Genomic DNA, 24,189 nt, shown 5'->3' on the forward strand with positions numbered 1-24,189 from the left:
ATTCACTCGCACACCGCAATCCCGAACATTGAGGCAGCGCCCGGCCCAGCCCTACGGTTCCTTGCGTGGCTGACATTTCTGCAGGCGAGACCCCCTCCCCCGAACGCTTCGCCATCGACGTCGACAACGCGGACCTCGCCGATCTGCGGACCAGACTGGACCGGGTCCGGCTTCCCGAGCACGAGACCGTGCCGGACGCATCCCAGGGAATCCAGCTGGCGCAACTGTCGACCCTGCTGACCGCGTGGCGCGAGCACGATTGGTCCGTGCTGCAGCAGCGGTGGAACGCCATCCCGCACTACCGGGTCGTCCTGGACGGCTTGGGGATCGCGTTCTGGCACGTCCGTTCCGCCGAGCCGGACGCCCTTCCGCTGGTGCTGACGCACGGCTGGCCCGGTTCGGTTCTCGAGTTCGAGGACGTCATCGGCCCGCTGACCGATCCGGTCGCACACGGCGGTTCCGCGCGCGACGCCTTCCACCTGGTGATCCCGGCGCTGCCGGGGTTCGGGTTCAGCGACCGGCCGCGGGAGCAGGGCTGGAATCCCGGCCGTACCGCGCGGGCGTGGGCGCAGTTGATGACCGTGCTCGGCTATCCGCGGTTCGGCGCGCACGGCGGGGACTGGGGCGCGTTCGTGAGCACCGAACTCGCGCGCCTGGTCCCCGAACGCGTCGCGGGCCTGCACCTGACGATGCCGATCGCCTCGCCCGTGCCCGACGACCTGCTCGCGCCCAGTCCCGCCGGGCAACGCGTCCTGGACCGGCGGAACCGGCATCTCGCCGACGGCTACGGCTTCGGGCTGCAGATGAGCACCCGCCCGCAGACGCTGGGCTATTCGCTGCTCGACTCCCCCGCCGGGCTGGCCGCGTGGCTGGGCGAGAAATTCGCCGCCTACTCCGACACCCGGCCGGAATCCGGCGGCGGCGTAAGCATTTCGCAGCAGATCGACACCATCGCGCTGTACTGGCTGACCGCCACCGGCGCGTCCTCCTCGCGGTGGTACTGGGAGGCGATGCGCTGGGTGGCCCGCAGCGCGGAGGAGGAGAACGCGCAGCCGGTGACCGTGCCGACCGCCTGCTCGATCTTCCCGGCCGACCCCTGGCCCGCCGTCCGCCACTGGGCCGAACGCCGCTACCTCGACCTGCGCTCCTGGCACGAACTCGACCGCGGCGGCCACTTCCCCGGGCTGGAGCAGCCGGAGCTGCTGGTGTCCGAGATCCGGGAAGCGTTCCGGCAGCAGCGCTGATGCCGGGCCCGTCAGGAATCGCGGTACGCCGAGGGACGCGTCCCGGTGTGCCGCAGGAACGCCGTCGACAACGCGGCCGGGTCAGCGAATCCGCAGCGCCCCGCGATCTGGGCGATGGTCAGTTCGGTGCCGCGCAGCAGCCGTTTCGCCTCGTCGATCCGCAACCGGGTCAGGTACCGGTACGGCGTCTCCCCGGTCGCTTCCTTGAAGACCCGGACCAGGTGGTAGACGCTCAGATGAACCTCGCCGGCGAGATCCGCCAAGGTGACCGGCTCGGCGAGCCGCTCGCGCATCGCCGCGACGACCGCCCGGACCCTCGCGTTCTCCCGCGTCGGCGCGGCCCGGGCGGACCGCCGCGTGTGCCGGGTGAGCAGTTGCATCGTCAGGAACGCCGCCGCGGATTCGGCGTACAGATCGTTGGCCGCGCCCGCACTGCCGACAGCTCGGATGATCTCCTCGACCAGCGGATCTCCCGCTGTCAACGACGCAGCCAGCGCGTCGAAGTCCACGGCGGAGCCGCCGAGCTGCGCCGCTGTCGCGTCGACGGTATCCCGCGGAATGTGGACCTGCACGCTGTCCAGCACGCCCGCTGCCCCGTAACGCCGCACCGCGGGCTGATCCGGAAGCATCAGCTCGACGCGCCCCGGCGTCCACGGAGTGCGTCCCCACCGGCCGCCCCGGCGCGTCTCCATCACCGCGCTCCGCCCGACCGGCAACACCAAATGCAGATCCGCCGCGGCGGGCAACGCCATTTCCTCGGCGACGGGGACGTGCTCGAACCGCTGCACGAGCAAGGACTCCCACCCGGCGTCCGCCCAGCTGCAATACGTGCGCCGGACGTAGCGCGCCATGTCGAACCCGGCGTACGGCTGGAGATCCAGCCGCGTGGAGTCGAACACCATGGTTCCCAGGCTAGCGACGATCAACACCAGGAGGCCCGATGACCACCGCCCGCACCGCCAGCCAGGCCCTGCATGCCGCCGTCCGGAGGCGAGACAAGGAGGCCTGGCTGGCGCTGTTCGCCGCGGACGCCCTGGTGGAGGACCCGGTCGGCCCTTCCCAGTTCGACCCGGACGGCAGCGGGCACCGGGGCCGCGACGCCCTTTCCGCGTTCTGGGACCGGGCCATCGCGCCCAACGACTCGATCGAGTTCCTCTTCGACGACTCGTTCGCCTGCGGGAACGAGGTCGCCTACACCGGCCACGTCCGCAGCGAGAACGGCGGACAGGTGCTCGAAGCCGAAGGAGTGTTCGTCTATCGCGTCGACGAGACGGGGAAAATCCTTGCGGTGCGCGCCTTTTGGGAGGTCGAACGCACCATGCGCACGATGCGGCCCGCGTGAGGGCTACGCGCGACGCTCGAAATGGCGGCGAGTCCGCTGGCGCGACAGCCAGTACAACGCGTGCGGGGCCCCGGCGAGGAGACCGCACCCGGCGATGCATACACCGGTCACGAAAATCGGGTAAGAATCCACGCCATCGCTTCCGGCGCGCGCATTCTTGAAGGGGAAGGTTGCCCGGGTCAGCACGAGGTCCCCGATCGCGACCAGGCCGACCGCGGCCGCGGTCAACCGCCGGAGACGCTTCTCCCAGGCCAGCACAGGGACCTCAGCACGCCCCTCGCGCAGCCGGACCCGCAGCGCGGCCACCGCTGTCCCCGCTCCGATCAGCAGACCCGCCCCGGTCGTGCCCAGGCCGAAGAGAAGGGCTCCTCCGGCGCCGATGTTGGCGCCGCTGTGCGGCGGCGCGGTGATGAGCATGACGAATCCCATGCCCAGCAGCACGGCCCCGGCAATGAGGATCCAGCTCGTGATGACCGTCAAGGTCCTGACATTGATTCTCGCGGTACTCATGGTTCCTTCCGACTGAATGACGCCTCCGCCCGGTCGTCCCGGCCGCTGCTGCGCAGCGCCGGTTTCGCCCGGGCATTCCCCCTCCTGATCACCCAGCCGCCCGCGTCGCTCGCCTCGGGCGAAACGCGGGAACAACTGATTTCAGGCAAATCCATCGTATCCGGCCACAACCCGCCGAATGGGGCTCAGCGACGGTGTCGCCAAACGGTTACCAAGACAGGCACTCGAGCCTTTCTCAGCCGACGCGCGGCGCGGGGATCACGACCCCGTCCGCGGGCCGGTTGCCGCGGTAGCGGGCCACGACGACCCGGACCCCGTTGCGGAACGCGTCCGGCATCGCCGCGAGCACGGTGCTGCGCGGCACCGGACGAGGAACGTCCAGCCCGGTCATCGGCCGGGCAAGGCCGATCCCGCGGACGGTCCACCGCAGCCGCCCGTCCTTGTCCTGATCGGTGAATTCCAGCGAAACCGGACGCAGCGCCGCCACGCGCACGAGCCCGCTGTCCGGCCCGGTCGGGATCAGCACGTCGCCCGCGTCGAGAAGAAGGCAGACCCGCAGGGCGGGCGTCAGCCCGTCGATGGCAACGATCCCGCGACGGCCCCGTTCGGGTGACCGGAGCAGCCGGACGCATTCGCGATGCGTCAGCTCCACGTCGTCCATCGCCCGGCTCCTCCCCTGCGCTTCGGTGAGCCCAGGATCCCGATTCCGCCTCGCGGAGCGCAAGGACGCCCACCGCCGGACGGCACTTCCTGCCAGGACTCAAGCTTTCGCGGTCCGGTGCGGCGCATTTCCCGCTGCTGTTGAACTATTCGCCGGAAAACTCGATCACGCCAGCCTTGTTCACCGGGTCGTGGGACAGGCGCGGCGAGCGCTATCCGGGCGGCTGGGGCCACGCCGAGGCCAACGCGGCGGCAATGGTGCGGTATCCGACCCCGTGCTTGCAGTGCGACGCCCGTTCCGGCAGGCCTGCCTTGGCATCGCGGCATACCGGTCGACGCGTGCGGCGGGTGTGCTCGCCATGACGGCCGGACCCGCGACTCAGCGGCAGGTCAGCTCGCCCCCTGCCGGACGTCCGTCCCGTGCTCGGCGAACGCTTTGAAGTCCCGCATGTGCTGCTGCGACTGCTTGCGAAACGAGCCGACCATGAGCAGCGCCACCAGTCGCATCAGGGGCCCGTCGAACCGAAACTCGCTCTCGCTCTCCCACAGCGTCTTGTCCGGACCAGCGTCGACGATCCGATCGCGCTGGGCCTGCCACATCCCTTTGGCGGCGATCTCCCGTTCGTAATGCACGACGACCGACCTGGGCACTGCGCGGACGTCCGCGGGCTCCAGCCGCGTGATGGTCTCGGTGGCCTCCACCTGCTGTTTGCCCCTCTGGAACACCACGCGCGAGGTGGTGCCGACCTGGCCGTGTGCTCCGTTCACCGGTTCGTGCAGAACCAGGCCCCGCAGCCACTTCGCCAGGTGCGCCGGGTCGGAGATCAGCTGGACCACCTTCTCGCGAGGCAGGGCTATCTCGATCGAGTTGGCGTACTTCATCGCTCGCTTCCTTCGGGGGCGTAGAACGCGGTGGTGGCTGCCACCGCAGCCGCCACGCGATCCGGGTCGCCGCCGGCGGCCAGGTGAGCTTCGCCCCATGCCGCCGCGCTGCGCCGAGCGAACTCGCGTCCCCCGGACAAGGTCCGGAACTCGTCGTGATCGAGGGTCTCGCCGTCGGCCAGGAAGCGCGACAAGGAGAGGAGATGCAGATCCCAGCCCACACCGCCGGCACCAGGGCCGTAGGTCGGGAACATGGGCTCCCCGACGGCCGCGGCATGGACCAGCTCGAACTCGGTGCCCCCGGCAGTGCCCGGAGACAGCCTCACCTCGACCTCGCTCGTACCCGGCCACTCATCGGCCCCTGGCTCGAAGAGCCAGGACACCCGCAGTCGCTGCGGCGGGTCGCAGGCGAGGATCTCCCCGTGCTCACCGACGTCCAGCTCGAACGATCCGCCCAGACGCAGGTCACCGGTCACCGGCTTCAGCCAGCGGCCCAACCGCTCGGGGTCGGTGATGGCGTTCCACACCTCGTCGACCGACGCGTCGTAGTCACGCCGCAGCTCGATCGTGTACGCGTCGCCGGCCGGCAGGGTCGCGGTGCCCATCGCCCGGCGCGCAGCGGCCAGTTCGTCCAGTACGTCCTTCACGTCATCGTCCTTTCGCTGGCGGACCGGCCTTGCCGACACCCGAGGTCCGGGATGCTCGCCTGCCGCGGGCCAGCTCAGTGCCCAGGGCATCGAGCCGCTGATTCCAGAACCCGCGAAACCGGTCCAACCACTCGTCGACCTCGCTCAGCGGCGAAGGGTCGACGGCGTAGAACCGGCGGGCTCCCTCGGCCCGGACCGAAGCGAACCCGTTCTCGCGCAGAACGCGCAGATGCTGCGAGACAGCCGGCTGGGACAGTGCGAACTCGGCTCGAATCACGTCGGTGATCGCGCCCGAGGTCTGCTCACCGTCGGCGAGCAGTTCGAGAATGCGGCGGCGCACCGGGTCGCCGAGAATGTCGAACGCGTGCACTACGCGGATCATACCGGCTCTCGCTTATATAAGCCAGCGCCGGTACTTGGTCCATCCACGGTGTCGGCGCCCGATCCGTCTCGCCAATGCCGGTGTCGACCGAGACCTGCCCCCAGGGGCCAGCAAGACCGACGCAGTCACCCAGCCCGCAACGCGCCGGAGCCGTTGGCCGCACAGTGAAACCCGCCCGTCAGGGCAGGTCGGCGGTGAGCAGGCGCAGGCCCTGTTCGAAGAGGTCGGTCAGATCGGTTCCGGTCAGGTGGTCCTGGGCCTCGGCGAGGTTCGGGTAGTCGCCGGCCTGGATTGCTTCGCGCAGGTGGCCGATGTCGGCGGGCAGGTCCGGGCCGGACTGGATTGCTGCTTGTTCTTCGAGGGCGTGGCCGGTTGCGAAGTGCAGTACCAGCAGCGCGGTTTTCATCGCCGACGCGGCATCGAGGCCGGTTTCCCGCAGCGCGCCGTTGAGGGCTTCGGCGAAGCCCAGGGTGTTCGGACCGACGGCGTGCGTGCCCGCGTACACCCGCGCACCGTCGCGATAGGACAGAAGTGCGGTGCGCAGGCTTCTCATCAGGGCCAGCACCCGTTCGCGCGGCTCGGCGATTCCGTCGGCGGCAGCGCGGCAGCCATCCAGCATCGACTCGGCCATGGCGGTCAGCAAGGCCGTTTTGGTCGGGAAGTAGCCGTAAAGCGTCCCCACTTGGACGCCGACCGCGGTGGCCAGTTTCCGCATGGTGAGCGCGTCGAGGCCCTCTTCGTCGAGAAGCCGGAGCGCGGCGGCGGTGACGTGGGCCCGGTCGGCGGCGGGCGGGCGTCCTCGGGTGCGGGGCTGGTGCGCGGTCATGGCATGGCCAGCCTAGCAGCGTGTTTGACAGCTTTGTGCTTCCTCAGGACACTGACGGCAGGTTTAAATGAACGTTGTTCGGAAAATAGTGGAGGCGGTTGTGGACACCGACGTCGTGATCAGCGGGGCGGGCCCGACGGGGCTGCTGCTCGGCGCGGAACTGGCGCTGGCCGGGGTACGGGTCCGGATCCTCGAACGGCAGCAGGCGCGGCACGGCCAGTCCCGCGCGCTCACGCTGCATCCGCGCAGCATCGAGATCCTCGAACTGCGCGGCATCGCCGACCGGTTTCTCGACCAGGGCCGCACCGTCCCGAGCTGGCATTTCGCCGGGCTCTCGCGGAAGCTCGACTTCTCTGCGCTGGACACCCGGCACGGCTACACGCTGTTCCTGGAGCAGGCGCGGACCGAGCAGCTGCTCGAAGAACGCGCACGGGAACTCGGCGTCGAAATCTCCTACGGGCACGAAGTCGTGTCGCTCGCCCAGGACGACGACGGGGTCGACGTCGCGGGCATCGGGCCGGACGGGGACTTCCGGCTTCGCGCCGCGTATCTCGTGGGCTGCGACGGCGGCCGGAGCAAGGTCCGGGAGTCCGCGGGCATCGGATTCCCGGGCTCGGACGGCACGATGAGCTCGATGCTCGGCGACTTCGCGGTCGTCGACCAGGAGGCGATCGCGGCGGCCGGGCGCGTTCCGCTGCTGATCGCCCCGCTTTCCGGAGGGCTGACCCGCATCGTGGTCACCAGTCCGGAGCGCATGCGCGTCTCGGCAACGGAACCCGTGACGTTCGAGGAGTTCCGCGCCACCCTGGTGGAGCTGACGGGCACCTCCTTCGGCATCGCGGAGCCGCGCTGGCTTTCGCGCTTCGGCAACGCCACCCGGCTGGCCGAGCATTACCGGTCCGGCCGGGTATTCCTCGCGGGCGACGCGGCGCACATTCATTTCCCGGCGGCGGGCCAGGGCCTCAACACCGGTCTGCAGGACGCGATGAACCTCGGCTGGAAACTCGCCGCCGACCTCAATGGCTGGGCGCCGCCGGGCCTGCTCGACACCTACCACGCGGAGCGTTTCCCGGTGGGACAACTGGTCGCCGACAACACCCAAGCCCAGACGCTGCTGCTGGAACTCACCCTGGTCCCCGACTACCAACGCCCGGTCGCCGCGCTGCGCGGACTGCTGGATTCGTTGCTCGAAATCCCCGAGGTCAACGCCCGGCTGGCCGGTCTGGTGTCCGCCCTGTCGACGTCCTATCCAGCACCCGACGACGACCCGCTCGTCGGCACCCGCGCGCCCGGCCGGATGTTCGGGTCGAACGACACGAACTTGTTGCACGACGGCACTTTCGGCTACTTCGGAGACGGCGCGGAGCAGGTCGCCGAAGGCTGGAAAGACCGGATCACGGCGACCAGCACCAGACCCGAGAGCCTCAGCGAACTCCTCGTCCGGCCGGACGGCCACATCGCATGGGTCCGCCGCGAAACCGATCCGCCGAACGCCGCGCTCCGGGAAGCCGCGATCACCGCCTGGGCCGGAGCGGCGGCGCGGCGATGACCGAGTACCTGACCCCTCCCGGACTGCACCGCATCCCCGGAGCCTTCACCCCGGTCGTGCGCGTCGCCGACCTCGTTTTCCTTTCCGGGCAAGTTGCCTGGGACGAGCACGGAAACCTCTGCGGCGAGGACCACGCGACCCAGATGCGGCGGATCGCGCACAACCTCGACGTCGCGCTCGCCGCCGCCGGCTGCGGACGCGAGGACATCGTCAAGGAAACCGTTTACGTCGTGGACTATCGCCCCGAGCTGATCTCCGGACTCTTCGCCGCACTGCGCGAAGGAGTGCCCGCGGCTCCGGCGAGCACCCTGGTCGGAGTCGCCGCGCTGTTCGCCCCCGACGTGCTGGTCGAGGTCGACGTCGTCGCGAAGGTGCCCGCGCCATGAGCCACTACGTCCTGGTGCACGGCTCGTGGTGCGGCGGCTGGATATGGGACCGGATCGCGGCGCGGTTGTCCGAGCAAGGGCACACTGTCGCCGCGCCCACGCTCACCGGCCCCGGATTGCAGCAGCACCTCGACGAAGTCGGGCAGGTGCTCGAAGACCAGGTCGTCCTCGTCGGCCACAGTTACGGCGGGATGGTCGTCGCCGGGCTCGCGGACGCGCATCTGGAGCAGGTGCGCGAAGCGATCTATCTCGATGCTTTCCTTCCCTCGCCCGGCGAATCCGCCTTCGACCTCATGCCGGTTCTGCGTCGGCTGTTCGCCGAAGCGGCGCAGTCTCACGACCCGTCGGGCCGGGCCGTGCCGCCGTTCGGGCTCGACGCGCTCGGATTCACCGACCCCGCCGTGGTCTCCCGGCTGCGGCCGATCGACCTCGCCAGCCACGAAGAACCCCTGCCGCCGTCCTCGGCCGCGCGGCCGCCTGGCCGCTACGTTCTTTTCGGCGAGCACTCTCCTTTCTCCGCTATGTCTGCCCGTGCCCGGGAGCAGGGCATGGAATGCCGGACCGTCGCGACCGGCCACTTAGGACTGTGGACGGCGGCCGCCGAGGTGTGCGCGGCCATGACCGGGCCGGAGGGATCTCTTCCCGGACCTCGCTGAGGCAGCGGACAAGATCCGGCACCCGGGGCGTGCCGGGCACACGGCGCGCCTCGCCGCGATCGGCGAGCCCGTCCGGATCAAGCCGGGTGGCGCTCTGGCCTGGCAGCGCACCGCCGTGAGTCCAGCCCCTAACGAGCCCATCCGGATCAAGCCGGGCGAGCCTCTGGCCCGGCAGCGCAGCACCGTAAGTCCAGCACCTAACGAGCCCGTCCGAGCCAGGCCGGGCGGCTCGCTGGTCCGGCAGCGCACCGCCGCGAGTCCAGCCTCTGGTCCGAGGCATGCGAACGCGTCGAGTTCGCCTGGCAGCAATGCTTCGCCGACCCGCGGCAGGCAGCGCCGCACTCGCGCTCGCCGTCCCCGCCGGGGAACGGCCTTCCGCTGGCCCGGCCTTTCCGCCGTCCGGACCCTTCCGACATTCGTACGGCAGCCGGGACATTCCCTACGAAAGTCGCCCAGGGGCCGAAAACGCGAAAAATCCCAGCACCGGCAACGCATATACGAATTGACCGCTGAATCCGGAACATTCCGTTGGTCCGTTTGGAGCATTGACGCTCCCGGGCGCCGATCCTTTACTCGACTGTGCTCGGCCGCATACCCACCGTGAGCAGCCGGGCGCGTTCCCTCTCCCCGCACCCATCGTCCTGCCTTCAGGGAAGGAAGACCTCGATGCCCCATCGCGGACTCACCACGGGCCTGGCGGCCGCCGCCGGTCTCGCCCTGTCCCTCGCGTTGCCGTCGGTCCCGGCGAGCGCGGCCTCCCCAGCCCAGCCCGTTTCCCCGGACGTGGCCGCCGCTCGCGCCGCCGACCAGGCGGTCGCCTCCGGGCTCGGCGGGCTCAGCCGCGGCCCGGCGGAGGCGTTCCGGCGCGTCGGCCAGACCGCGGGCGACGCCGGGCTCTTCTACAGCGCCTACGAGCGCACCTACCAAGGCCTGCGGGTCGTCGGCGGGGACGCGGTCGTCGTCGCGGACGGGGCCGGCAACGTCCGGGACACCAGCGCCGCGGAAAGCGCGCCCATCGCCGTCGGGACGCAAGCCGTTCTCGACGCCGCGAAGGCCGCCTCCACGGCACGCGCCCAACTGCCCACTGTGGACAGTGTGAGCACGCCCGAAAAGGTGGTGCTGGCCGGGGCGAATCCGAAACTGGCGTACGAGGTCGTCGTCACCGGGCGCACGGCCACGGCGCCGAGCAGGCTGCACGTCTTCGTCGACGCCGCCACCGGCGCGGTGCTCGACCAGCGGGACGACATCAAGACCTTCAGCTCCGGGGCGAAGTCCCAGGCGCGGCCGAACGCGGTGAACGCGGCGGGCACCGGCAACAGCTACTACGTCGGCACCGTCTCCATCGACACCACCGGATCCGGCAGCTCGTACTCGATGCGCGACCCGGGCCGCCCGGGCATCAGCTGCGGCCGCGAGGGCGGGTCTGTCTACAGTGGACCGGACAACAGCTGGGGCAACGGCTCCGGCACGAACCTCGAGACCGGCTGCGTCGACACCCTCTTCAGCGTCCAGACCGAATGGAAGATGCTGAAGGACTGGCTGGGCCGCAACGGCATCAACGGCAGCGGGCGCGGCTACCCGGCGTCCGTCGGCCTGAACGACGTCAACGCCTATTGGGACGGCTCTTCGACGCACTTCGGGCACTCGCAGGACAACCGGCGCCAGGCCACGTCGATGGACGTGGTCGGCCACGAGTTCGGGCACGGCATTTTCCAGACCACGCCGGGCGGCGCGGGTTCCGGCAACGAGAACGGCGGCTTGAACGAGTCGACCGGCGACATCTTCGGCGCGATGACCGAAGCGTACGCGAACAACGCGAAGGACCGGCCCGACTACGAGGTCGGCGAGGGCGTCAACCTGGTCGGCCAGGGCCCGATCCGCTACATGTACAACCCGTCGAAGGTCGGCGACCCGAACTGCTACTCGTCGTCGATCCCGAGCACCGAGGTGCACGCCGCGGCCGGTCCGCAGAACCACTGGTTCTACCTGCTCGCCGAGGGCTCGAACCCGGGCGGCGGCAAGCCGGCCAGCCCGACCTGCAACAACAGCAGCGTCACCGGGATCGGCATCCAGAAGGCCGCCAAGATCTTCTACAACGGCCTGCTGAAGAAGACCTCGTCGTGGAACCACAAGGCGGCCCGCAAGGCGACGCTCCAGGCCGCGATCGCGCTCTACCCGGGCAGCTGCACCGAGTTCAACGCCACCAAGGCAGCCTGGAACGCCGTCTCCGTCCCCGCGGTGTCCGGCGAGCCGACCTGCACGACGCGCACCACGCGCTGACCTGATCCGGCCGGGTCCCGCTCGCCGCCGCGCGCCGGGACCCGGCCTGCCCGGCCAATCCCCCGAGAACACCCGCTCTCCCCACCCCAACCGAAGGAACGCACCGTCATGAAGTGGAAGACAAGAATCGGCGCCGGGGTCACCGCCCTAGTGGCGGTACTGGGCGTCGTCAGCGTGCCCGCGGCCACCGCCGCGCCCGCCTCGGCGCTCGCGGCCCCGGACATCTCGCTGGCCAACATCAAGACCCACCTCAACCAGTTCCAGGCCATCGCCCGCAACAACGGCGGCACGCGCTCGCCGCGCGGCGGCGGATACGCGGCGTCGGTGTCCTATGTGGAAAACCTGCTCAAGAACGCGGGCTACACCACGAAACGCCAGACCTGCACGAGCTGCACCGGCCGGTCGCAGAACCTGATCGCCGAATGGCCGCAGGGCGACGCGAACCAGGTCCTGATGCTCGGCGCGCACCTCGACTCGGTGAGCGCAGGCCCCGGCATCAACGACAACGGTTCCGGCAGCGCGTCGATCCTCGAGGTCGCGCTGACCCTGGCCCGCACCAACCCGGCGATGGCCAAGCGCGTCCGGTTCGCGTGGTGGGCCGACGAGGAGTCCGGCATGGTCGGCTCGCGGTACTACGTGAGCACGCTGTCGAGCGCCGAGCGCGCGAAGATCACCACCTACCTCAACTTCGACATGATCGGCTCGAAGAACTGGGGCTACTTCGTCTACGACGACGTCGCTTCGGTCAAGGCCGTGTTCGACGAATACTTCGCTTCCATCAACATCGAGACCGAGGGCGACACCGAAGGCGACGGGCGGTCCGACCACGCGTCGTTCAAGCGCGCGGGCATCCCGGTCGGCGGCCTCGCGACGGGCGCCGGCGACATCAAGAGCTACGAACAGGCCCAGAAGTGGGGCGGCACGCCGGGCGCGGCGTTCGACAACTGCTACCACCGCGCCTGCGACACGACGTCGAACATCCCGGACACGCCGCTGGAGAAGAACTCCGACGCGATCGGCTACGCGGTGTGGAAGCTGGCGGTCGCGGCGGCTCATCGCTGACCCTGACTTCCAGCGCCAGGACCGGGCACCCGCCCCGGGTCGCCGTCGCTAAGACGGCGGCGGCCCGGGGCGTCCGGCTCTCCGGCGAGAATCGGTTCGATCGGGAACGGGCGGTGTCCCGCGAGTTCGGGCAGGTCGAAATGCTCGAACTCGTCGCGCCGCACGTGCCATCGGACGACGCGGCGAGTCAGTCCGCGGTGCGGCTGGGAGAAGACCAGGGTGTCGGGGGTTTCCCAGACCGGCGCGGACGGCACGGCTTCGCCGGACTCGCAGCCGTCGGGAAGCGGGTGTTCGCCGATGGTCCCGGTGGCAAGGTCGAGCAGGTGCGCGACGGGCGGGTCGTACCCGAACGAATACATCCGCGTGCCGCCCGGCACGAACCGCCAGCGGTGGGGTTCCGGGACTTCCCGCCGTTCCCCGGACGCGGTGAATACCGCCAGCCCCCCGGCTTCTTCGCGCAATTGCGCCCCGGACAACGGATCGAGCCGATGCACTGGCGACGCGAGGTCCACCGGTTCCTCACCCGGTGTCCAGCGGGAAGCGACAAGGGCTCCCGAATCGGTCGTGAAGTAGACGGCGCCGTCGTGGATGCCCAGGACGCTCCGGGTCAGCTCAGGCGATGGGGGCAGGCTCCACGCTTCTTCCGTTGTCACGTCGTACAAATGCACCTGGTCCCACGACCGTCGGCCGATGTGGGTCTGCACGCCCGCCAGGTAGCGTCCGTCCGCGCTGCGGACGGGCCGGATGTCCAGGTCCACCGGAAGCTGCCGGGCCGTGCCCGACCAGTCGATCAGCTGTCCCTGCCCGCCGGACGCGGCGACGTAAATCCCGGCCAGGGTCTCGAACGCGCGATACCGATAGTCGCTCTCGACCCGGCCGAGGATCGCCAGTTCTCCCCCGCGCCATACGCCGACCGTGCCGTCGCCGGAAACGAACCCGGCTCGCGGCGGAGGACCGGCCACAGTCGGAGGTTCCTCTTCGCGAACCATTCGGACGAGGGGCACTGGCTCATGCCGCAGTGGTAGGCGGGGAAGCGCCGCGACGGTGTCGTTGTCCCGGCGGATCAGCTTGTCGCTGAGCGAATACTCGAGCAACGGCTCAACGGTTTCCTTCGGGACCGCCAGCAAAGCGGCCAAATCCTTGACGTGCGCCGGATCCGACCACGCCGCGATGCTGACGAGATCCGCCGCGAGCAGGATGTACACGGCGCGGACGGCGGCCGCGTCCAACCGGGCGGCCAGGTCCGCTGGCAGGTCGAGCACCTCCGTGGCGCGCCGCGGCGTTCCCGCCGAGTATCCGCCGGTGCCGTCGTCCACGAGCAGGCCTGCCGCGACCAGCAAGGGAATCGCGTCCCGTCGTGTGCGCGGCGGGTCGACGCCCAACTGGGCGCACACGGTGTCCGAGGGAGGTTCGCCGGGCAATGGTTCGTCGAGCCAGCCGTCCTGGCGCGACATGCCCACGAGCGTGAAGTACCACGAGACTTCGATCAGGTGGTAACCCAATACCTCTTGCCAGCCCGGGTCCTCCGGATGCAACGCGGGACGGGTGCGTTTGAGCCACCGCGGCGGCTCCGGTCCGTCGGGTGACGGCCAGAACTGGATCAGCCAGACGTCGCCCTCTTCCCCGGCCGCCGCCGGTTTCCGGCAGACCCGCGTACGGAAAAGGCCTTTCGCTCCCAGGTTCAGTGCGTCGCCGCCGGCGCCGCCGGTGAGCAATCCCAGGCTCACGGCCCCGGAGCGGCTGTGAAACGGCGACTCCACAACATCTTCCCATGCCTCGAGCCGCAGTTCCGGCGGCCCGTCGTGGGCTTCGCAGCGCACTGCTTGCCAGGGATGGCTTGCCGAGCAGTGCAGCCAGCCGTCGCCCGCTGTCGCGACCGTGCCGGACAACGCGTTCGTCGCGAGTTCGCCGAGCAGTTTGTTGTCCAGCGCGGGCGCGCTGCGGTATACGTCGTCTCGAAGCACAATGGTGCCGTAGTCGGGCAGGTACTCGTCCTCCACGGAGAACCCCAGAAGCGTCATGCCCAGCAAGGTAGCGGCGAGGTCTGACAATTTCGGCGGCCGCGGGATTTCGCCGGTGTCAGTGCTGGATAATCTCGCGCGGCTCGCAACGCTATTCGCGAAAAGGCGGCGGGCGGAGAACGGAATTCGGATGACGCGGCGGGAAGAGAAACAGAAATATCGCGAAGGGCACTCGATCGTGGCACCGATCAAGGACGGTGAGTATGCGCCGGGCTCCTCGCCCGGAAGCCCGCTCGGTCTCTTTCGGATGCTTCTCCGGCCCAGCCCGCGCCTCCGTTCCCTCCATTGTCCGCCGTCGAGCGACTGCGAGCGGGCGACGCGATCTGAGTCAGCCAGTTCCGCGACGGCGGAACCTGGCCCGTACTCGGCCGCCCGGCTCGAGCCGTGCCGACCGGGCGATGCCGATCTTCGCGCGCGAGGGCGCTCTCGTGCCGGACCGCCGGCTACGCCGTGAATACCCCGGCGAAGACCCCCGGCAGCCACCTGGCGACAACGGATCGACGCGGCCGATGCTGCGAGCCAAGGAGGTCGTCGCCGGTGTCCTCATGCGGACCCTCTCTGCCGCTGCCACACCGGCAGAGACTTCCGAGGCGACAAGGGCGCTGCCCAGCTGCGAAAGCTCGGGCCGGCCTCCGGCTGCACCGCTCGTGCCGTCGATCCGCTGCCCGGCTGTTCCTCGACGCTGATCCGCACGTTGGTCATCGCGGTGGATCTCGTCGACGCGGGCTGACCGGGGTTTCAGCCCAGCCGACGGAACAGCGCGCGGGCGTTCCCGGAGTCGATCGCCCGGCTTTGTTCGGCGGTCAACCCGCTTTCGGTGTCCAGGATCTCGGTGAACCGGGTGCTCACTTCCATTGTCGCGTAAGGGAAGTCGCTGCCGTACAGAATCCGCGCGGGATCGGCGAACCGGGCGAGCGCGCCGAGAGCGTATTCGCCCGACGACAGCGCCGTGTCCCAGTAGAAGCTGCGGAACCGGGCCAGCCAGTCGTCGGCGGTGGGTCCGGCGGGCTCCAGCGCGGCTTGGATCTGGCAGAACCGCAACGCCGCGAAGGGGACGAAACCGCCCGCGTGCGAAAGGATGATCCGCACGTTCGGGAAGCGCTCGGTGATGCCGTTGAACACCATGTGCACCGCGTTGCGCGTGGTGTCGAACGGATAGTCCACCATCGGTCCCGGGATGCCGGGCAGCAGCGGCACGAGCGGATGCGCGGGATGGATGAAGACCACCGCGCGGTGGCGGTCGAGCGCTTCCCAGAGCGGCGCATACCGGTCGTCGCCCAGGTAGACGCCGTCGTAGTTGGAGAGCAGGACCACGCCGTCGGCCCGGAGCGCGCCGAACGCGTGGTCGACCTCGGCTACCGCGCCTTCGACGTCGGGCAACGGAACCGTGGCGAACAACCCGAACCGGTCCGGGCGTTCCCGCACCAGCTCGGCGGTGTATTCGTTGACGCGGCGGGCCGTCTCGCGACGCGCCGGGCCGGACCAGCCGGTCACGCTCGGGGCGGTGAGCGACAGTACGCTCGTGGCGATGCCGTTGGCGTCCACGAATTTCAGGTGGTCGTCGGGCGTCCACGGGGGCAGCGTCCAGCCCGACGGGTCGCCGCCGTGCTGTGCGAGGGCCTCGCCCCAGAACGGAGGGACCAGGTGGGTGTGGACGTCGATGCGTTCGCGGTCGATCATGCCTCCACCGTGCGCCCTCGCTGTCCGGCGCGGGAGGGGAAGAATCCGATCCCCCTCCCCCGGAGCCCGCGCTGATGGTGCGCGACCCGCGACTCGTCCAGCTCGGCGCGTTCCTGCACGCCCGCCGCGACGAAGCCCCGCCGCCCGTCTCCGCCGAAACGGGCCGCCGTCAGGTGCCCGGTCTCCGGCGCGGTGAGGTCGCCGCGCTGGCGTTCGTCAGCGACGAGTACTACACGCGGATCGAGCAGGGCCGGGTCATGCCGAGCGCCGACGTGGTCCGCCGCATCGCCGCCGCGCTCGGGCTCGACGACGACCAGACGCAGTACGCGCTGGATCTCGTCACCGTCCCCGACACCCCTCCGCCGAACCCCGAGCCGAGCGATCCGTTGCGCCGCCTTGTCGACCGGATGGGCGAGATTCCCGCGGTGCTCGTCGGACCGGCGACGGCGATCCTGGCCTGGAACGCCGCCGCAGCTCGGCTGATGACCGATTTCGGCGCGGTCCCGCCGGAACGCCGCCGGTACGTGCAGATGCTGTTCACCGATCCGGTGCTCCAGAGCCGGTTCGCGGACCTGGAAGCGATGCGGCGCACGACGATCGGCATCGTGCGCGCGAGCAGCCCGGCGGGCCCGCCGACCGGGGACTGGATCGACGAACTGCTCCGGACCGACGCCGAGTTCGCGGCGCTCTGGGAACGCAACGACGTCGTCCGGCCGCACACCCACCTGCGAGTGCGGCTCCGGCTGCCGGGCGGGGTCGAGGAGACCGTGGACCAGATTGTCTTGCAGGTGGTCGACGATCCGCATCAGCGGCTGATCGCGTTCGTCCCGGCTGGGTAGCCGGCCCGGTTGCTCAGAACAGCGTCGCGGGTTCCACCGGCTCCGGCTCGGGCAGCGCCTCCAGGCCGGGCACCAGCGCGCGCACGTCGTCGTGGAACCGGCGGGCGAGCGCCGGTGCTTCGTCGTTGTCGGGAGTGTGCAGGAAAACCGTCGGCGAGCGGCCTTCCCGCAACCAGCCGGCGACCACCTCGGCCCACGGCTGCCAGCCCGCCACCGTCTCCTCCACCGAGTCCCGGCCCAGATACCGGACGACCGGCCGGTCGGTCAGCGCTCGCGTCCGGCGCGGCAGCCGCGGTTTCTTCGCCCAGGCGTCCTGCTCGGCCTCGCTGGTCGGCGGGCGCTGGAAAAAGACCGTGGTGTCGAACGGCACCCACTCGGCCTCCGCGGTCGCGAGCGTCCCTTCCAGCAGCGACGCCGCGCTGGCGTCGCCGAAGAACTCGGGATGCCGCACCTCCACCGCGCGCCGCAGGCCGGCGGGGAGACGGCGCAGGAAGCGGCCGAGCACGTCGACGTCCGAAGGGCCGAACGAACCGGGCACCTGGGTCCACAGCACGGCCCGCTCGCCGAGGGGTTCGAGCGCGTCCAGGAACGCCCGCATCTCGGTCTCGACCCCGGCGAAGCGCCGCTCGTGCGTCACGGTCTTGGGCACCTTGACCACGAACCGGAAGTCGGGGCCGGTCTGCTGCGCCCACGTTTCGACGGTGCTCCGGGCCGGGGTCGCGTAGAAGGTGGTGTTGCCCTCGACCGCGTTGCACCAGCCCGCGTAGGCCCGCAGGCGTTCCTTCGCGGGCAGCGACTGCGGCAGGAACCGCCCTGGCCACGCCTTGTGCGTCCACATCGCGCAGCCGACATGAAGCCGTGCCACTTCTCGTCCGCTCCCCTCGCTCGCAAGGGAAATTACTACCCGGGCGCGGTCATCCGTGGGTCCGGGGCCGGTAGTCGCCGTACTGGTGGCGGCGTGCGGGTCCCCGGCGGCGGAGCAGGTGCGCGGGCACGTAGTGGCTGACCGGCCGCGACCACTGCTCGTCGCCGGTGACGAGCTGGTAGGTGACCCAGCCGAGCAGCCCGCCGTCCTCGCGGCGCGCCCATTCGAACAGCAGCCCGGGATGCTCGGTCTCGATCCGCAGCCCGGCGCGGTCGCGCGGCGCGAGGATCTCGGTGCCGAGCACGAGCAGCTTCCGCACGCCCACCCACACCGGAATCGGCGGATCCACTTTCCGCACCGTCGACGGCCACTCGCTCACCTCAGGCTCACCTGCTCGCTTCCCCGCTCCCGGACCGCCCGCGGTTCCCGGCGGCCCGCACGGGAGTCGAACATGTGTTCGCATCGGGTGTCAACTGGGACTGGACCGCGGGTGACCGGCGTCTCGGGGCCGCTCCCGGCTTCGGGACAAGGCACAAACGGGCGCGGGGATTTTCGTGTTTTCGCCGATGACGCGCGTCGGGGCCGCTGCTTAGCATCGTCGGGGCAGACGCCCGGGTGCCCGAGCGAGATCGAAGGGGATTTCGTGATGACCAACGCCGCAGAAGTCGTTCGCCTTGATCCGTCAGACCCGGCCTTCGGCGCCGACCGGCACGCCGCCTACCGCCGCCTCCGCGAGGCCGCCCCGGTCGCGCGGACCGTGGTCAACGGGCAGGATTCCTGGCTGCTCACCGGGTACGCCGAGGTCGAGAAGGTCCTCAAGTCCCCGGCGAACGCGGTGCAGCCGCACCCCGGCGAGTTCCCGGCGCACATCGGCTCCGGCCCGGCGGCGGAGTTCTACCGGTTCTCCCTGCCGAACGTGGACGCGCCCGCGCACACCCGGCTGCGCAAGCTCGCGTCGCCCGCGTTCCAGCCGCGGTCGGTCAAGCGGATGCGCGCGTGGGTGGAGGAGATCGTCACCGCGGGGCTGGACGAACTGGCCGGGCGCGACGGCGTGGTCGACTTCGTGCGCGAGTACGCGATGAAGATCCCGGCGCTGATCGCGTGCCGGCTGCTGCACGCGCCGATGGCCGACGCCGCGACGGTCCTGGAGCGCATGCCCGGCCTCAACGCCGTCCTCAGCCAGGGCGACATCACGCCGGAACAGCTCGCGGAAGCCGACGCGACGGCGCAGTTCTATTTCGACTACATCGGCGACATCGTCGACACGCTGCGCGGAAAGCTCGACGAGGACGACCCGGTCGGCGCGCTGCTGCTCGCGGAAGCGGACGGCGAGCGGCTGTCGCGGACGGAGCTGGTGGTGACCCTGGTCGGCTTCTTCGTGGCCAGCTACCACACGACGATGGTCGCGATGACGAACGCGGTTTACGCGCTGACCTCGAACAAAGACGAGTTCCGCGCGCTGGCCGGCGACCCGTCGGCGGCGAGGGCGGCGTGGGAGGAGAACCTGCGGTTCGAGGCCCCGGTGCATTTCGTGTGGCGCTACGCGGGAGCCGGCCTGGAACTGGGCGGAACGCCGATCCCCGAGGGCGACCATCTGCTGCTCGGGCTGGCCGCCGCGAACCGCGACCCGGCCCGGTTCGAACGGCCCGACGCGTTCGACCCGCGCCGCCCCGACAACCGGCATCTCGCGTTCACCGCGGGCGGGCACTTCTGCCTCGGCGCGCCGTTGTCCCGGCTGGAGGGAGAGATCCTGCTGCGCGAACTGCCGCGGCGGCTGCCCGACCTGGAACTGTGCGACGCCGAACCGCCCCGCACGACCGATCTGACTTTCGCCATGATTTCCCGGCTCGACGTCGCGCCCCGGGGTCGGTGATGGGCGGCCGGTGGGGCCCCGGCGGCGCGCAGTGCGCGGTCGCGGTCACGTTCGACCACCTCGGCGAAGCAGCCGAGATCCAGCTCGGTTCGGCCCAGCCGACAGGCGATCACCACAGCGTGACGCGAGAGCTTCCGGCCTTGCTGACGATGCTGGCCGCGCACCAGTGCTCCGCGACGTTCTTCGTGGAGGCGTGGAATTTCCGGCAGTACCCGGACGCGGTGCGCGCGATCGCCGAGGCGGGCCACGAGGTCGGCTGGCACGGCTGGCTGCACGAGCCGTGGCACCGGTCGTCGGCGGAGGAGATCGACGAGTCCCTCCGGCTGAGCCTGGACGCCTTCGCCGAACTAGGCATCCGCCCGCGCGGTGCCCGGCCTCCTGCGGGACTGCTCGGTTCGCACTCGATCGACCTCCTGGCCGAGCACGGCTTCGACTACGTTTCGCTCGCCGGAACGGCCTTCGGGACCGCGGTCGGCGACGCGGCGAGGCTTCCGCTTCTGCCGTATCCCTGGCACGGCGTCGACGGCGCCTACTACATCCCCGGTTTCACCCGGCTCCGCCAGCCGCCCGGCGACGAGCCGGTCGGCCCCGGCGGACTTCTCGACGGCTACGCGGCGATCGTGGACGACACGGCGGCCGCCGGCGGCTGCACCGGGCTGATCTTCCACGTGCCGTGGCAGGACCGCCCCGACCGGGTCGCGGCGATCGGGACACTGGTGGACCGGCTCGCCGCGGACGACCGCGTCTGGCTCGCCCGGGCCGACGAAATCGCGGACTGGGTCCGCAGCCATCCGGCGGACTTCCCCGCCGCCGCCCACGTCGACCGGGCGCCGGCGTGGTGAGCGAGGCGTCCCGGCCGCGGTTGTCGGCGGTCCCCGGACCGGCGGACCGCGACCGGTTCTGGGCGTCGGTCGAGGACACCCTGGACGAACTGGCGCGAGGGCTGGTCGCGCGGATCCGGGCCGAACTGCCGTCGTACGCGCGGCTTCCGGAGGACGAGCACTTCCGGAACGTCCGGGCGCTCTACGGGACGATGACGCGCAGCCTCGCCGCCGGTTCGCCGCCGGATCCCGAAGTGCTGCAATCGATCCGCGCTTCCGCCCGGCGGCGCGCGTACTACGACATGCCGGTGTACGACGTGCTGGCCGCTTTCCATTACGCACACCGGGATTTGTGGGAGGCGCTGCGGCGATCGGAGCTGGCCTCGGAAGCGCTGCTGGTCGAACTGGTCGGTCCGATGGCGCACTGGTCGCAGGCGATGAGCCAGGCGGTCGTGGACGCTTACGTGGCTCAGCAGGGCGGCCGCGAGCAGCACGAACGCGAGACGCGCGCGCGCTTTTTCGACCTCCTGCACGCCGACGGGCCCGGCGAGGGCATCGCCGACGTGATGCGCGAACTCGCCTTCGACTCGGACGGGGAGTTCACCGTCCTCGTCGCGGGAAGCCGCTGGTGGCCGCGCGAATCCGTCGACGCGCTGCAGCGCGCGGGACGGCGGATCACCGGGGTGCTGCACGTCGACGCGCGGGCGGGGCTGATGACGGTCGTGTCCCAGGGCGCGGCGGTCGACGACGTCGTGGCGCTCGCCGCCGAGGTGGGCGGCGAGAACCGGCCGCTCGGCATCGGGCTCGCCCGCACGGGCCCGGCCGGGATCCGGCTCGGCCTCGGCGACGCCGCGCGGGCCCTGCGGCTCGCCGAGGCCGACGGCCGCGCGGCGGTCCGGTTCGAGACCGAATGGTTCCGCGCCACGATCCCCGATCTCGCCCCGCTCATCGGCCCTCTCCTCGAACCGGCGGCTCGGATCGCGCGCGAGCAGCCCGATCTCGCCGACGCCGTCGTCGCCTACGCCGAGTCCGGATTCACCTTGCGCGGCACCGGATCCGCGCTCGCGCTGCACCCGAACTCCGTCTCCTACCGCCTCTCCCGATGGCACCAGCTGACCGGCCTCGACATGCGGTCGTTCACCGATCTGGCGCTGTCGTTCGCGGCCGTCACCGAAGCCAGGAGGAACCCGTGAAGCTCGTCAGTTTCGGACCGCCCGGAGCGGAGGAACCGGGGGTGCTGGTCCGGCCGGACGCGATCCTTCCGTTGCGCGGAGCCGCGTTCGCCGGGGGATGGAGCGCACTGCTGGCGCGCTGGCCGGTCGCCGAACCGCTGGTGCGGGCCGCGGTCGCCGGGCACGCCGGCACCGATCTGGTGCCGCTGGCCGGGACGCGGCTCGGCCCGCCGGTGCCCCGTCCCGGCACAGTCATCGCGATCGGCTTCAACTACCGGGCCCACGGCGGCGAGGTGCTCGGCGCGCGGCCCCCGGGCGAGCCGGTCGTGTTCCTCAAGCCCGCCAGCAGCGTGTGCGGCCCGGCCGACCCCATCGTCTGCCCGCCGGAGACCCGCCAGCTCGACTACGAGGTCGAACTCGCGGTGGTCGTCGGCCTTGGCGGGCAACGGATCCCGCGCGCCGAAGCGCTGAAGCACGTGGCCGGGTACATGGTCGCCAACGACGTCACGGCGCGGGACGTCGCCTTCGGCGCGGGCGCGGACCATCCGCTGCTGTTCCAGATCGCGCGGGCGAAGGGGTCCCCTTCGTTCTGCCCGACCGGGCCGTGGCTGGCGACCCCGGACGAGTTCGACCCCGCCGGGGCCGGGCTGCGGCTGTGGGTCAACGGCGAACTCCGCCAGCACGACTCCACCGCGGGCATGGCGGTCGGGGTCGCCGGGCTGATCGAGTCGGTCAGCAGGTCGATGGCGCTGCGCCCGGGGGACGTCCTGCTGACCGGCACGCCGCCGGGCTGCGGCTTCCAGCTGGACCCGCCCCGTTTCCTCGCCGGCGGAGACGTCGTCGAGGCCGAGATCGACGGGCTCGGCCGCATGCGCTCCCCCGTCGTCGAGCACTCGCTGGAGAGGATCTGAAGTGCCGAAGGTGATCTTCCGGGCGCCGGACGGCGACTGGGCCGTCGACGTGCCGCCGGGCACTCCCCTGATGCAGGCCGCCCTCGACCGGGACGTCGAGGGAATCGTCGGCGAATGCGGCGGCAACGCCATGTGCGCGACCTGTCACGTCTACGTCCCCGAGGACGCCGCGGACGACTTCCCGCCGATGGGCGAGGCGGAGGACGAGATGCTGAACTGCACGGCGTCCGAGCGCCGCCCGTCCAGCCGGCTGAGCTGCCAGCTGCCCGCGCCGGAGCACGACGTGCTCGTCGACCTGCCCGAAGAACAGTGACCGGCGCCGACCCGGTTGTGATCGTGGGCGGCGGGCACGCCGGTTTCCACGTCGCGCTGTTCCTGCGCGAGGAGGGCTCCGACGTCCCGATCGTCCTCGTCGACCGGCTGGACGGCCCGCCGGTGCAGCGGCCGCCGTTGTCGAAGGCGATGCTGCTGAGCGACACCGAACCGCGGCTGGAGTTCCGCAAACCGGAGTTCTACGCGGCGCGGGGCATCACGCTGCTGCGCGACACAGCCGCCCGGATCGACCGGGACCGGCGCGTCGTGCGGCTCGGGTCGGGCGGGTCGCTCGGCTACCGCGAGCTGGTTCTGGCGACCGGCTGCCGGGCGCGCGAGACAACCGTGCCGGGAGCCGGGCTCGCGGGAATCCGCGTGCTGCGCGTCCCGGACGACGCCCGGGCCGTCCGGGACGCGCTGGCCGAGGCGCGCGATGTCGTCGTGGTCGGCGGTGGGTTCATCGGGCTCGAAGCGGCCGCGGCCGCACGCCGCCGGGGCTGCGCGGTCACTGTCGTGGAGAGCCTGCCCCGGGTCATGCAGCGGGTCGTGTCGGCCGGGATTTCCGGCCATTTCCGGGCGCTGCACGAGGCACAGGGCGTGCGCGTCCTGACCGGCACGACGGTCCGGGCGTTCCACGGCGACACCCGGGTTCGGCAGGTGGAACTCGCCGACGGCACGCGGATCCCGGCCGACCTCGTGGTGCTCGGGATCGGCGTGGAGCCCGAAGCCGGGCTCGCGCGCGAGTGCGGACTGGCAGTCGGCGACGGGGTGGAGGTCGACGCCGCGCTGCGCACGTCGGATCCGCTGATCTCCGCGGTCGGCGACTGCGCCTCGTTCCCGGCAGGCGACGGACGCCGCCGACGGCTCGAATCGGTCCAGAACGCCGCCGATCAGGCCCGCGTCCTCGCCGCCCGCCTCGCCGGGCGGACAGTGCCGTTCGACGCGGTGCCGTGGTTCTGGACCGAGCAGTTCTCGGCCAAACTGCAGATCGCCGGACTGCTGCCGGACCGCGAGACCGAGACGGTGCGCCTCGCCGGGGAAGACGCGTTCTCCGTCCTGCATTTCCTCCGCGGGCGGCTCGCCGCGGTCGAGTCGGTGAACCGGCCGGTCGACCACGTCGCCGCGCGCCGCCTCCTCGCCGGCGAAGCGCGCCTCAGCCCGGACGACGCGCGCGACCCGCAGTTCCGCCTCTCCGACGCGGTAGCCGCCCGAACCGGTTGAGACGCTCGGCACCTGGACGTTTCCGCCAGTGCGGAGCGGGTAAACGGC

25 protein-coding genes are annotated in these 24,189 nt (G+C 71.0%); 14 read left to right on the plus strand and 11 right to left on the minus strand.

The window, feature by feature from the left end:
- Positions 1–65: 65 nt before the first annotated feature.
- Entirely contained in the window at positions 66–1,244 is a 1,179-nt protein-coding gene (locus tag DMP23_RS44395) for an epoxide hydrolase family protein (RefSeq protein WP_443111377.1), read from the plus strand.
- An 11-nt stretch (positions 1,245–1,255) separates the two neighbouring features.
- Here the strand turns inward: DMP23_RS44395 and DMP23_RS44400 are convergent, their stop codons facing one another.
- On the minus strand, positions 1,256–2,146 hold the full coding sequence (locus DMP23_RS44400; protein ID WP_337824797.1) for an AraC family transcriptional regulator: 891 nt from the start codon (positions 2,144–2,146) through the stop codon (positions 1,256–1,258).
- Positions 2,147–2,184: 38 nt separating this feature from the next.
- Here DMP23_RS44400 and DMP23_RS44405 point away from each other — a divergent pair, with 38 nt between their 5' ends.
- Positions 2,185–2,586: a nuclear transport factor 2 family protein gene (locus DMP23_RS44405; RefSeq protein WP_337824798.1), complete on the plus strand. Its 402-nt coding sequence runs from the start codon at positions 2,185–2,187 to the stop codon at positions 2,584–2,586.
- Between the two features lie 3 nt (positions 2,587–2,589).
- Here DMP23_RS44405 and DMP23_RS44410 read toward each other — a convergent pair whose 3' ends face one another.
- The 6 genes from DMP23_RS44410 to DMP23_RS44435 form a co-directional block, all read right to left on the minus strand.
- Entirely contained in the window at positions 2,590–3,066 is a 477-nt protein-coding gene (locus DMP23_RS44410) for a hypothetical protein (protein ID WP_337824799.1), read from the minus strand.
- A 265-nt stretch (positions 3,067–3,331) separates the two neighbouring features.
- Entirely contained in the window at positions 3,332–3,757 is a 426-nt protein-coding gene (locus DMP23_RS44415; protein ID WP_043828369.1) for a hypothetical protein, read from the minus strand.
- A 389-nt stretch (positions 3,758–4,146) separates the two neighbouring features.
- A complete protein-coding gene (locus tag DMP23_RS44420; RefSeq protein WP_337824800.1) occupies positions 4,147–4,638 on the minus strand; it encodes an SRPBCC family protein in 492 nt (163 codons plus the stop codon).
- Positions 4,635–5,285, minus strand: a complete 651-nt coding sequence (locus tag DMP23_RS44425; protein WP_337824801.1) for an SRPBCC family protein — start codon at positions 5,283–5,285, stop codon at positions 4,635–4,637. The genes DMP23_RS44420 and DMP23_RS44425 overlap by 4 nt, the downstream gene beginning before the upstream one ends.
- A gap of 1 nt (position 5,286) precedes the next feature.
- Positions 5,287–5,655: an ArsR/SmtB family transcription factor gene (locus DMP23_RS44430; RefSeq protein ID WP_051729756.1), complete on the minus strand. Its 369-nt coding sequence runs from the start codon at positions 5,653–5,655 to the stop codon at positions 5,287–5,289.
- Positions 5,656–5,845: 190 nt separating this feature from the next.
- Positions 5,846–6,493, minus strand: coding sequence for a TetR/AcrR family transcriptional regulator (locus DMP23_RS44435; protein ID WP_337824802.1), 648 nt, complete (start codon positions 6,491–6,493; stop codon positions 5,846–5,848).
- Positions 6,494–6,593: 100 nt separating this feature from the next.
- Here DMP23_RS44435 and DMP23_RS44440 point away from each other — a divergent pair, with 100 nt between their 5' ends.
- From DMP23_RS44440 to DMP23_RS44460, 5 genes are all read left to right on the plus strand, one after another.
- Positions 6,594–8,042 carry an FAD-dependent monooxygenase gene (locus DMP23_RS44440; protein WP_337824803.1) on the plus strand — a complete coding sequence of 483 codons (1,449 nt, stop codon included), beginning with the start codon at positions 6,594–6,596 and terminating at the stop codon, positions 8,040–8,042.
- Positions 8,039–8,428, plus strand: coding sequence for a RidA family protein (locus DMP23_RS44445; RefSeq protein ID WP_337824804.1), 390 nt, complete (start codon positions 8,039–8,041; stop codon positions 8,426–8,428). The genes DMP23_RS44440 and DMP23_RS44445 overlap by 4 nt, the downstream gene beginning before the upstream one ends.
- Positions 8,425–9,084 (plus strand): alpha/beta fold hydrolase, encoded by a 660-nt coding sequence (locus DMP23_RS44450; protein WP_337824805.1) that lies wholly within the window; start codon positions 8,425–8,427, stop codon positions 9,082–9,084. Before DMP23_RS44445 ends, DMP23_RS44450 begins: the two co-directional genes overlap by 4 nt.
- 666 nt (positions 9,085–9,750) lie before the next feature.
- Positions 9,751–11,364 carry a M4 family metallopeptidase gene (locus tag DMP23_RS44455; RefSeq protein WP_337824806.1) on the plus strand — a complete coding sequence of 538 codons (1,614 nt, stop codon included), beginning with the start codon at positions 9,751–9,753 and terminating at the stop codon, positions 11,362–11,364.
- 108 nt (positions 11,365–11,472) lie between these two features.
- Positions 11,473–12,426 carry a M28 family metallopeptidase gene (locus tag DMP23_RS44460; RefSeq protein ID WP_337824807.1) on the plus strand — a complete coding sequence of 318 codons (954 nt, stop codon included), beginning with the start codon at positions 11,473–11,475 and terminating at the stop codon, positions 12,424–12,426.
- On the opposite strand, the gene DMP23_RS44465 is transcribed toward DMP23_RS44460, so the two are convergent.
- Both DMP23_RS44465 and DMP23_RS44470 read right to left on the minus strand, forming a co-directional pair.
- Positions 12,417–14,447, minus strand: coding sequence for a hypothetical protein (locus DMP23_RS44465; protein ID WP_337824808.1), 2,031 nt, complete (start codon positions 14,445–14,447; stop codon positions 12,417–12,419). The two genes, DMP23_RS44460 and DMP23_RS44465, sit on opposite strands and share 10 nt — an antisense overlap.
- 738 nt (positions 14,448–15,185) lie before the next feature.
- The gene (locus tag DMP23_RS44470) at positions 15,186–16,127 is read right to left on the minus strand and encodes an amidohydrolase family protein (protein WP_337824809.1); all 942 of its coding nucleotides are present in this window, start codon (positions 16,125–16,127) and stop codon (positions 15,186–15,188) included.
- Between the two features lie 74 nt (positions 16,128–16,201).
- Here DMP23_RS44470 and DMP23_RS44475 point away from each other — a divergent pair, with 74 nt between their 5' ends.
- A complete protein-coding gene (locus DMP23_RS44475) occupies positions 16,202–16,966 on the plus strand; it encodes a helix-turn-helix domain-containing protein (protein WP_337824810.1) in 765 nt (254 codons plus the stop codon).
- Between the two features lie 13 nt (positions 16,967–16,979).
- Here DMP23_RS44475 and DMP23_RS44480 read toward each other — a convergent pair whose 3' ends face one another.
- Positions 16,980–17,804: a DUF72 domain-containing protein gene (locus DMP23_RS44480; protein ID WP_337825129.1), complete on the minus strand. Its 825-nt coding sequence runs from the start codon at positions 17,802–17,804 to the stop codon at positions 16,980–16,982.
- A 76-nt stretch (positions 17,805–17,880) separates the two neighbouring features.
- Positions 17,881–18,210, minus strand: a complete 330-nt coding sequence (locus DMP23_RS44485; protein WP_051171685.1) for a hypothetical protein — start codon at positions 18,208–18,210, stop codon at positions 17,881–17,883.
- Positions 18,211–18,477: 267 nt separating this feature from the next.
- Here DMP23_RS44485 and DMP23_RS44490 point away from each other — a divergent pair, with 267 nt between their 5' ends.
- The 6 genes from DMP23_RS44490 to DMP23_RS44515 are packed head-to-tail and all read left to right on the plus strand — an operon-like array spanning position 18,478 to position 24,141.
- Positions 18,478–19,704, plus strand: coding sequence for a cytochrome P450 (locus DMP23_RS44490; RefSeq protein ID WP_337824811.1), 1,227 nt, complete (start codon positions 18,478–18,480; stop codon positions 19,702–19,704).
- On the plus strand, positions 19,704–20,546 hold the full coding sequence (locus tag DMP23_RS44495; protein ID WP_337824812.1) for a polysaccharide deacetylase family protein: 843 nt from the start codon (positions 19,704–19,706) through the stop codon (positions 20,544–20,546). Before DMP23_RS44490 ends, DMP23_RS44495 begins: the two co-directional genes overlap by 1 nt.
- Complete coding sequence (locus DMP23_RS44500) at positions 20,543–21,718, plus strand: helix-turn-helix domain-containing protein (protein WP_337824813.1); 1,176 nt, start codon at positions 20,543–20,545, stop codon at positions 21,716–21,718. Before DMP23_RS44495 ends, DMP23_RS44500 begins: the two co-directional genes overlap by 4 nt.
- Complete coding sequence (locus DMP23_RS44505) at positions 21,715–22,608, plus strand: fumarylacetoacetate hydrolase family protein (RefSeq protein ID WP_337824814.1); 894 nt, start codon at positions 21,715–21,717, stop codon at positions 22,606–22,608. Before DMP23_RS44500 ends, DMP23_RS44505 begins: the two co-directional genes overlap by 4 nt.
- A gap of 1 nt (position 22,609) precedes the next feature.
- Positions 22,610–22,921: a 2Fe-2S iron-sulfur cluster-binding protein gene (locus DMP23_RS44510; protein ID WP_337824815.1), complete on the plus strand. Its 312-nt coding sequence runs from the start codon at positions 22,610–22,612 to the stop codon at positions 22,919–22,921.
- Entirely contained in the window at positions 22,918–24,141 is a 1,224-nt protein-coding gene (locus DMP23_RS44515; protein WP_337824816.1) for an NAD(P)/FAD-dependent oxidoreductase, read from the plus strand. Before DMP23_RS44510 ends, DMP23_RS44515 begins: the two co-directional genes overlap by 4 nt.
- The last annotated feature ends 48 nt before the right edge of the window (positions 24,142–24,189 follow it).

It is taken from the genome of Amycolatopsis sp. A1MSW2902 (assembly GCF_017312175.1).
GTDB lineage: Bacteria > Actinomycetota > Actinomycetes > Mycobacteriales > Pseudonocardiaceae > Amycolatopsis > Amycolatopsis nivea.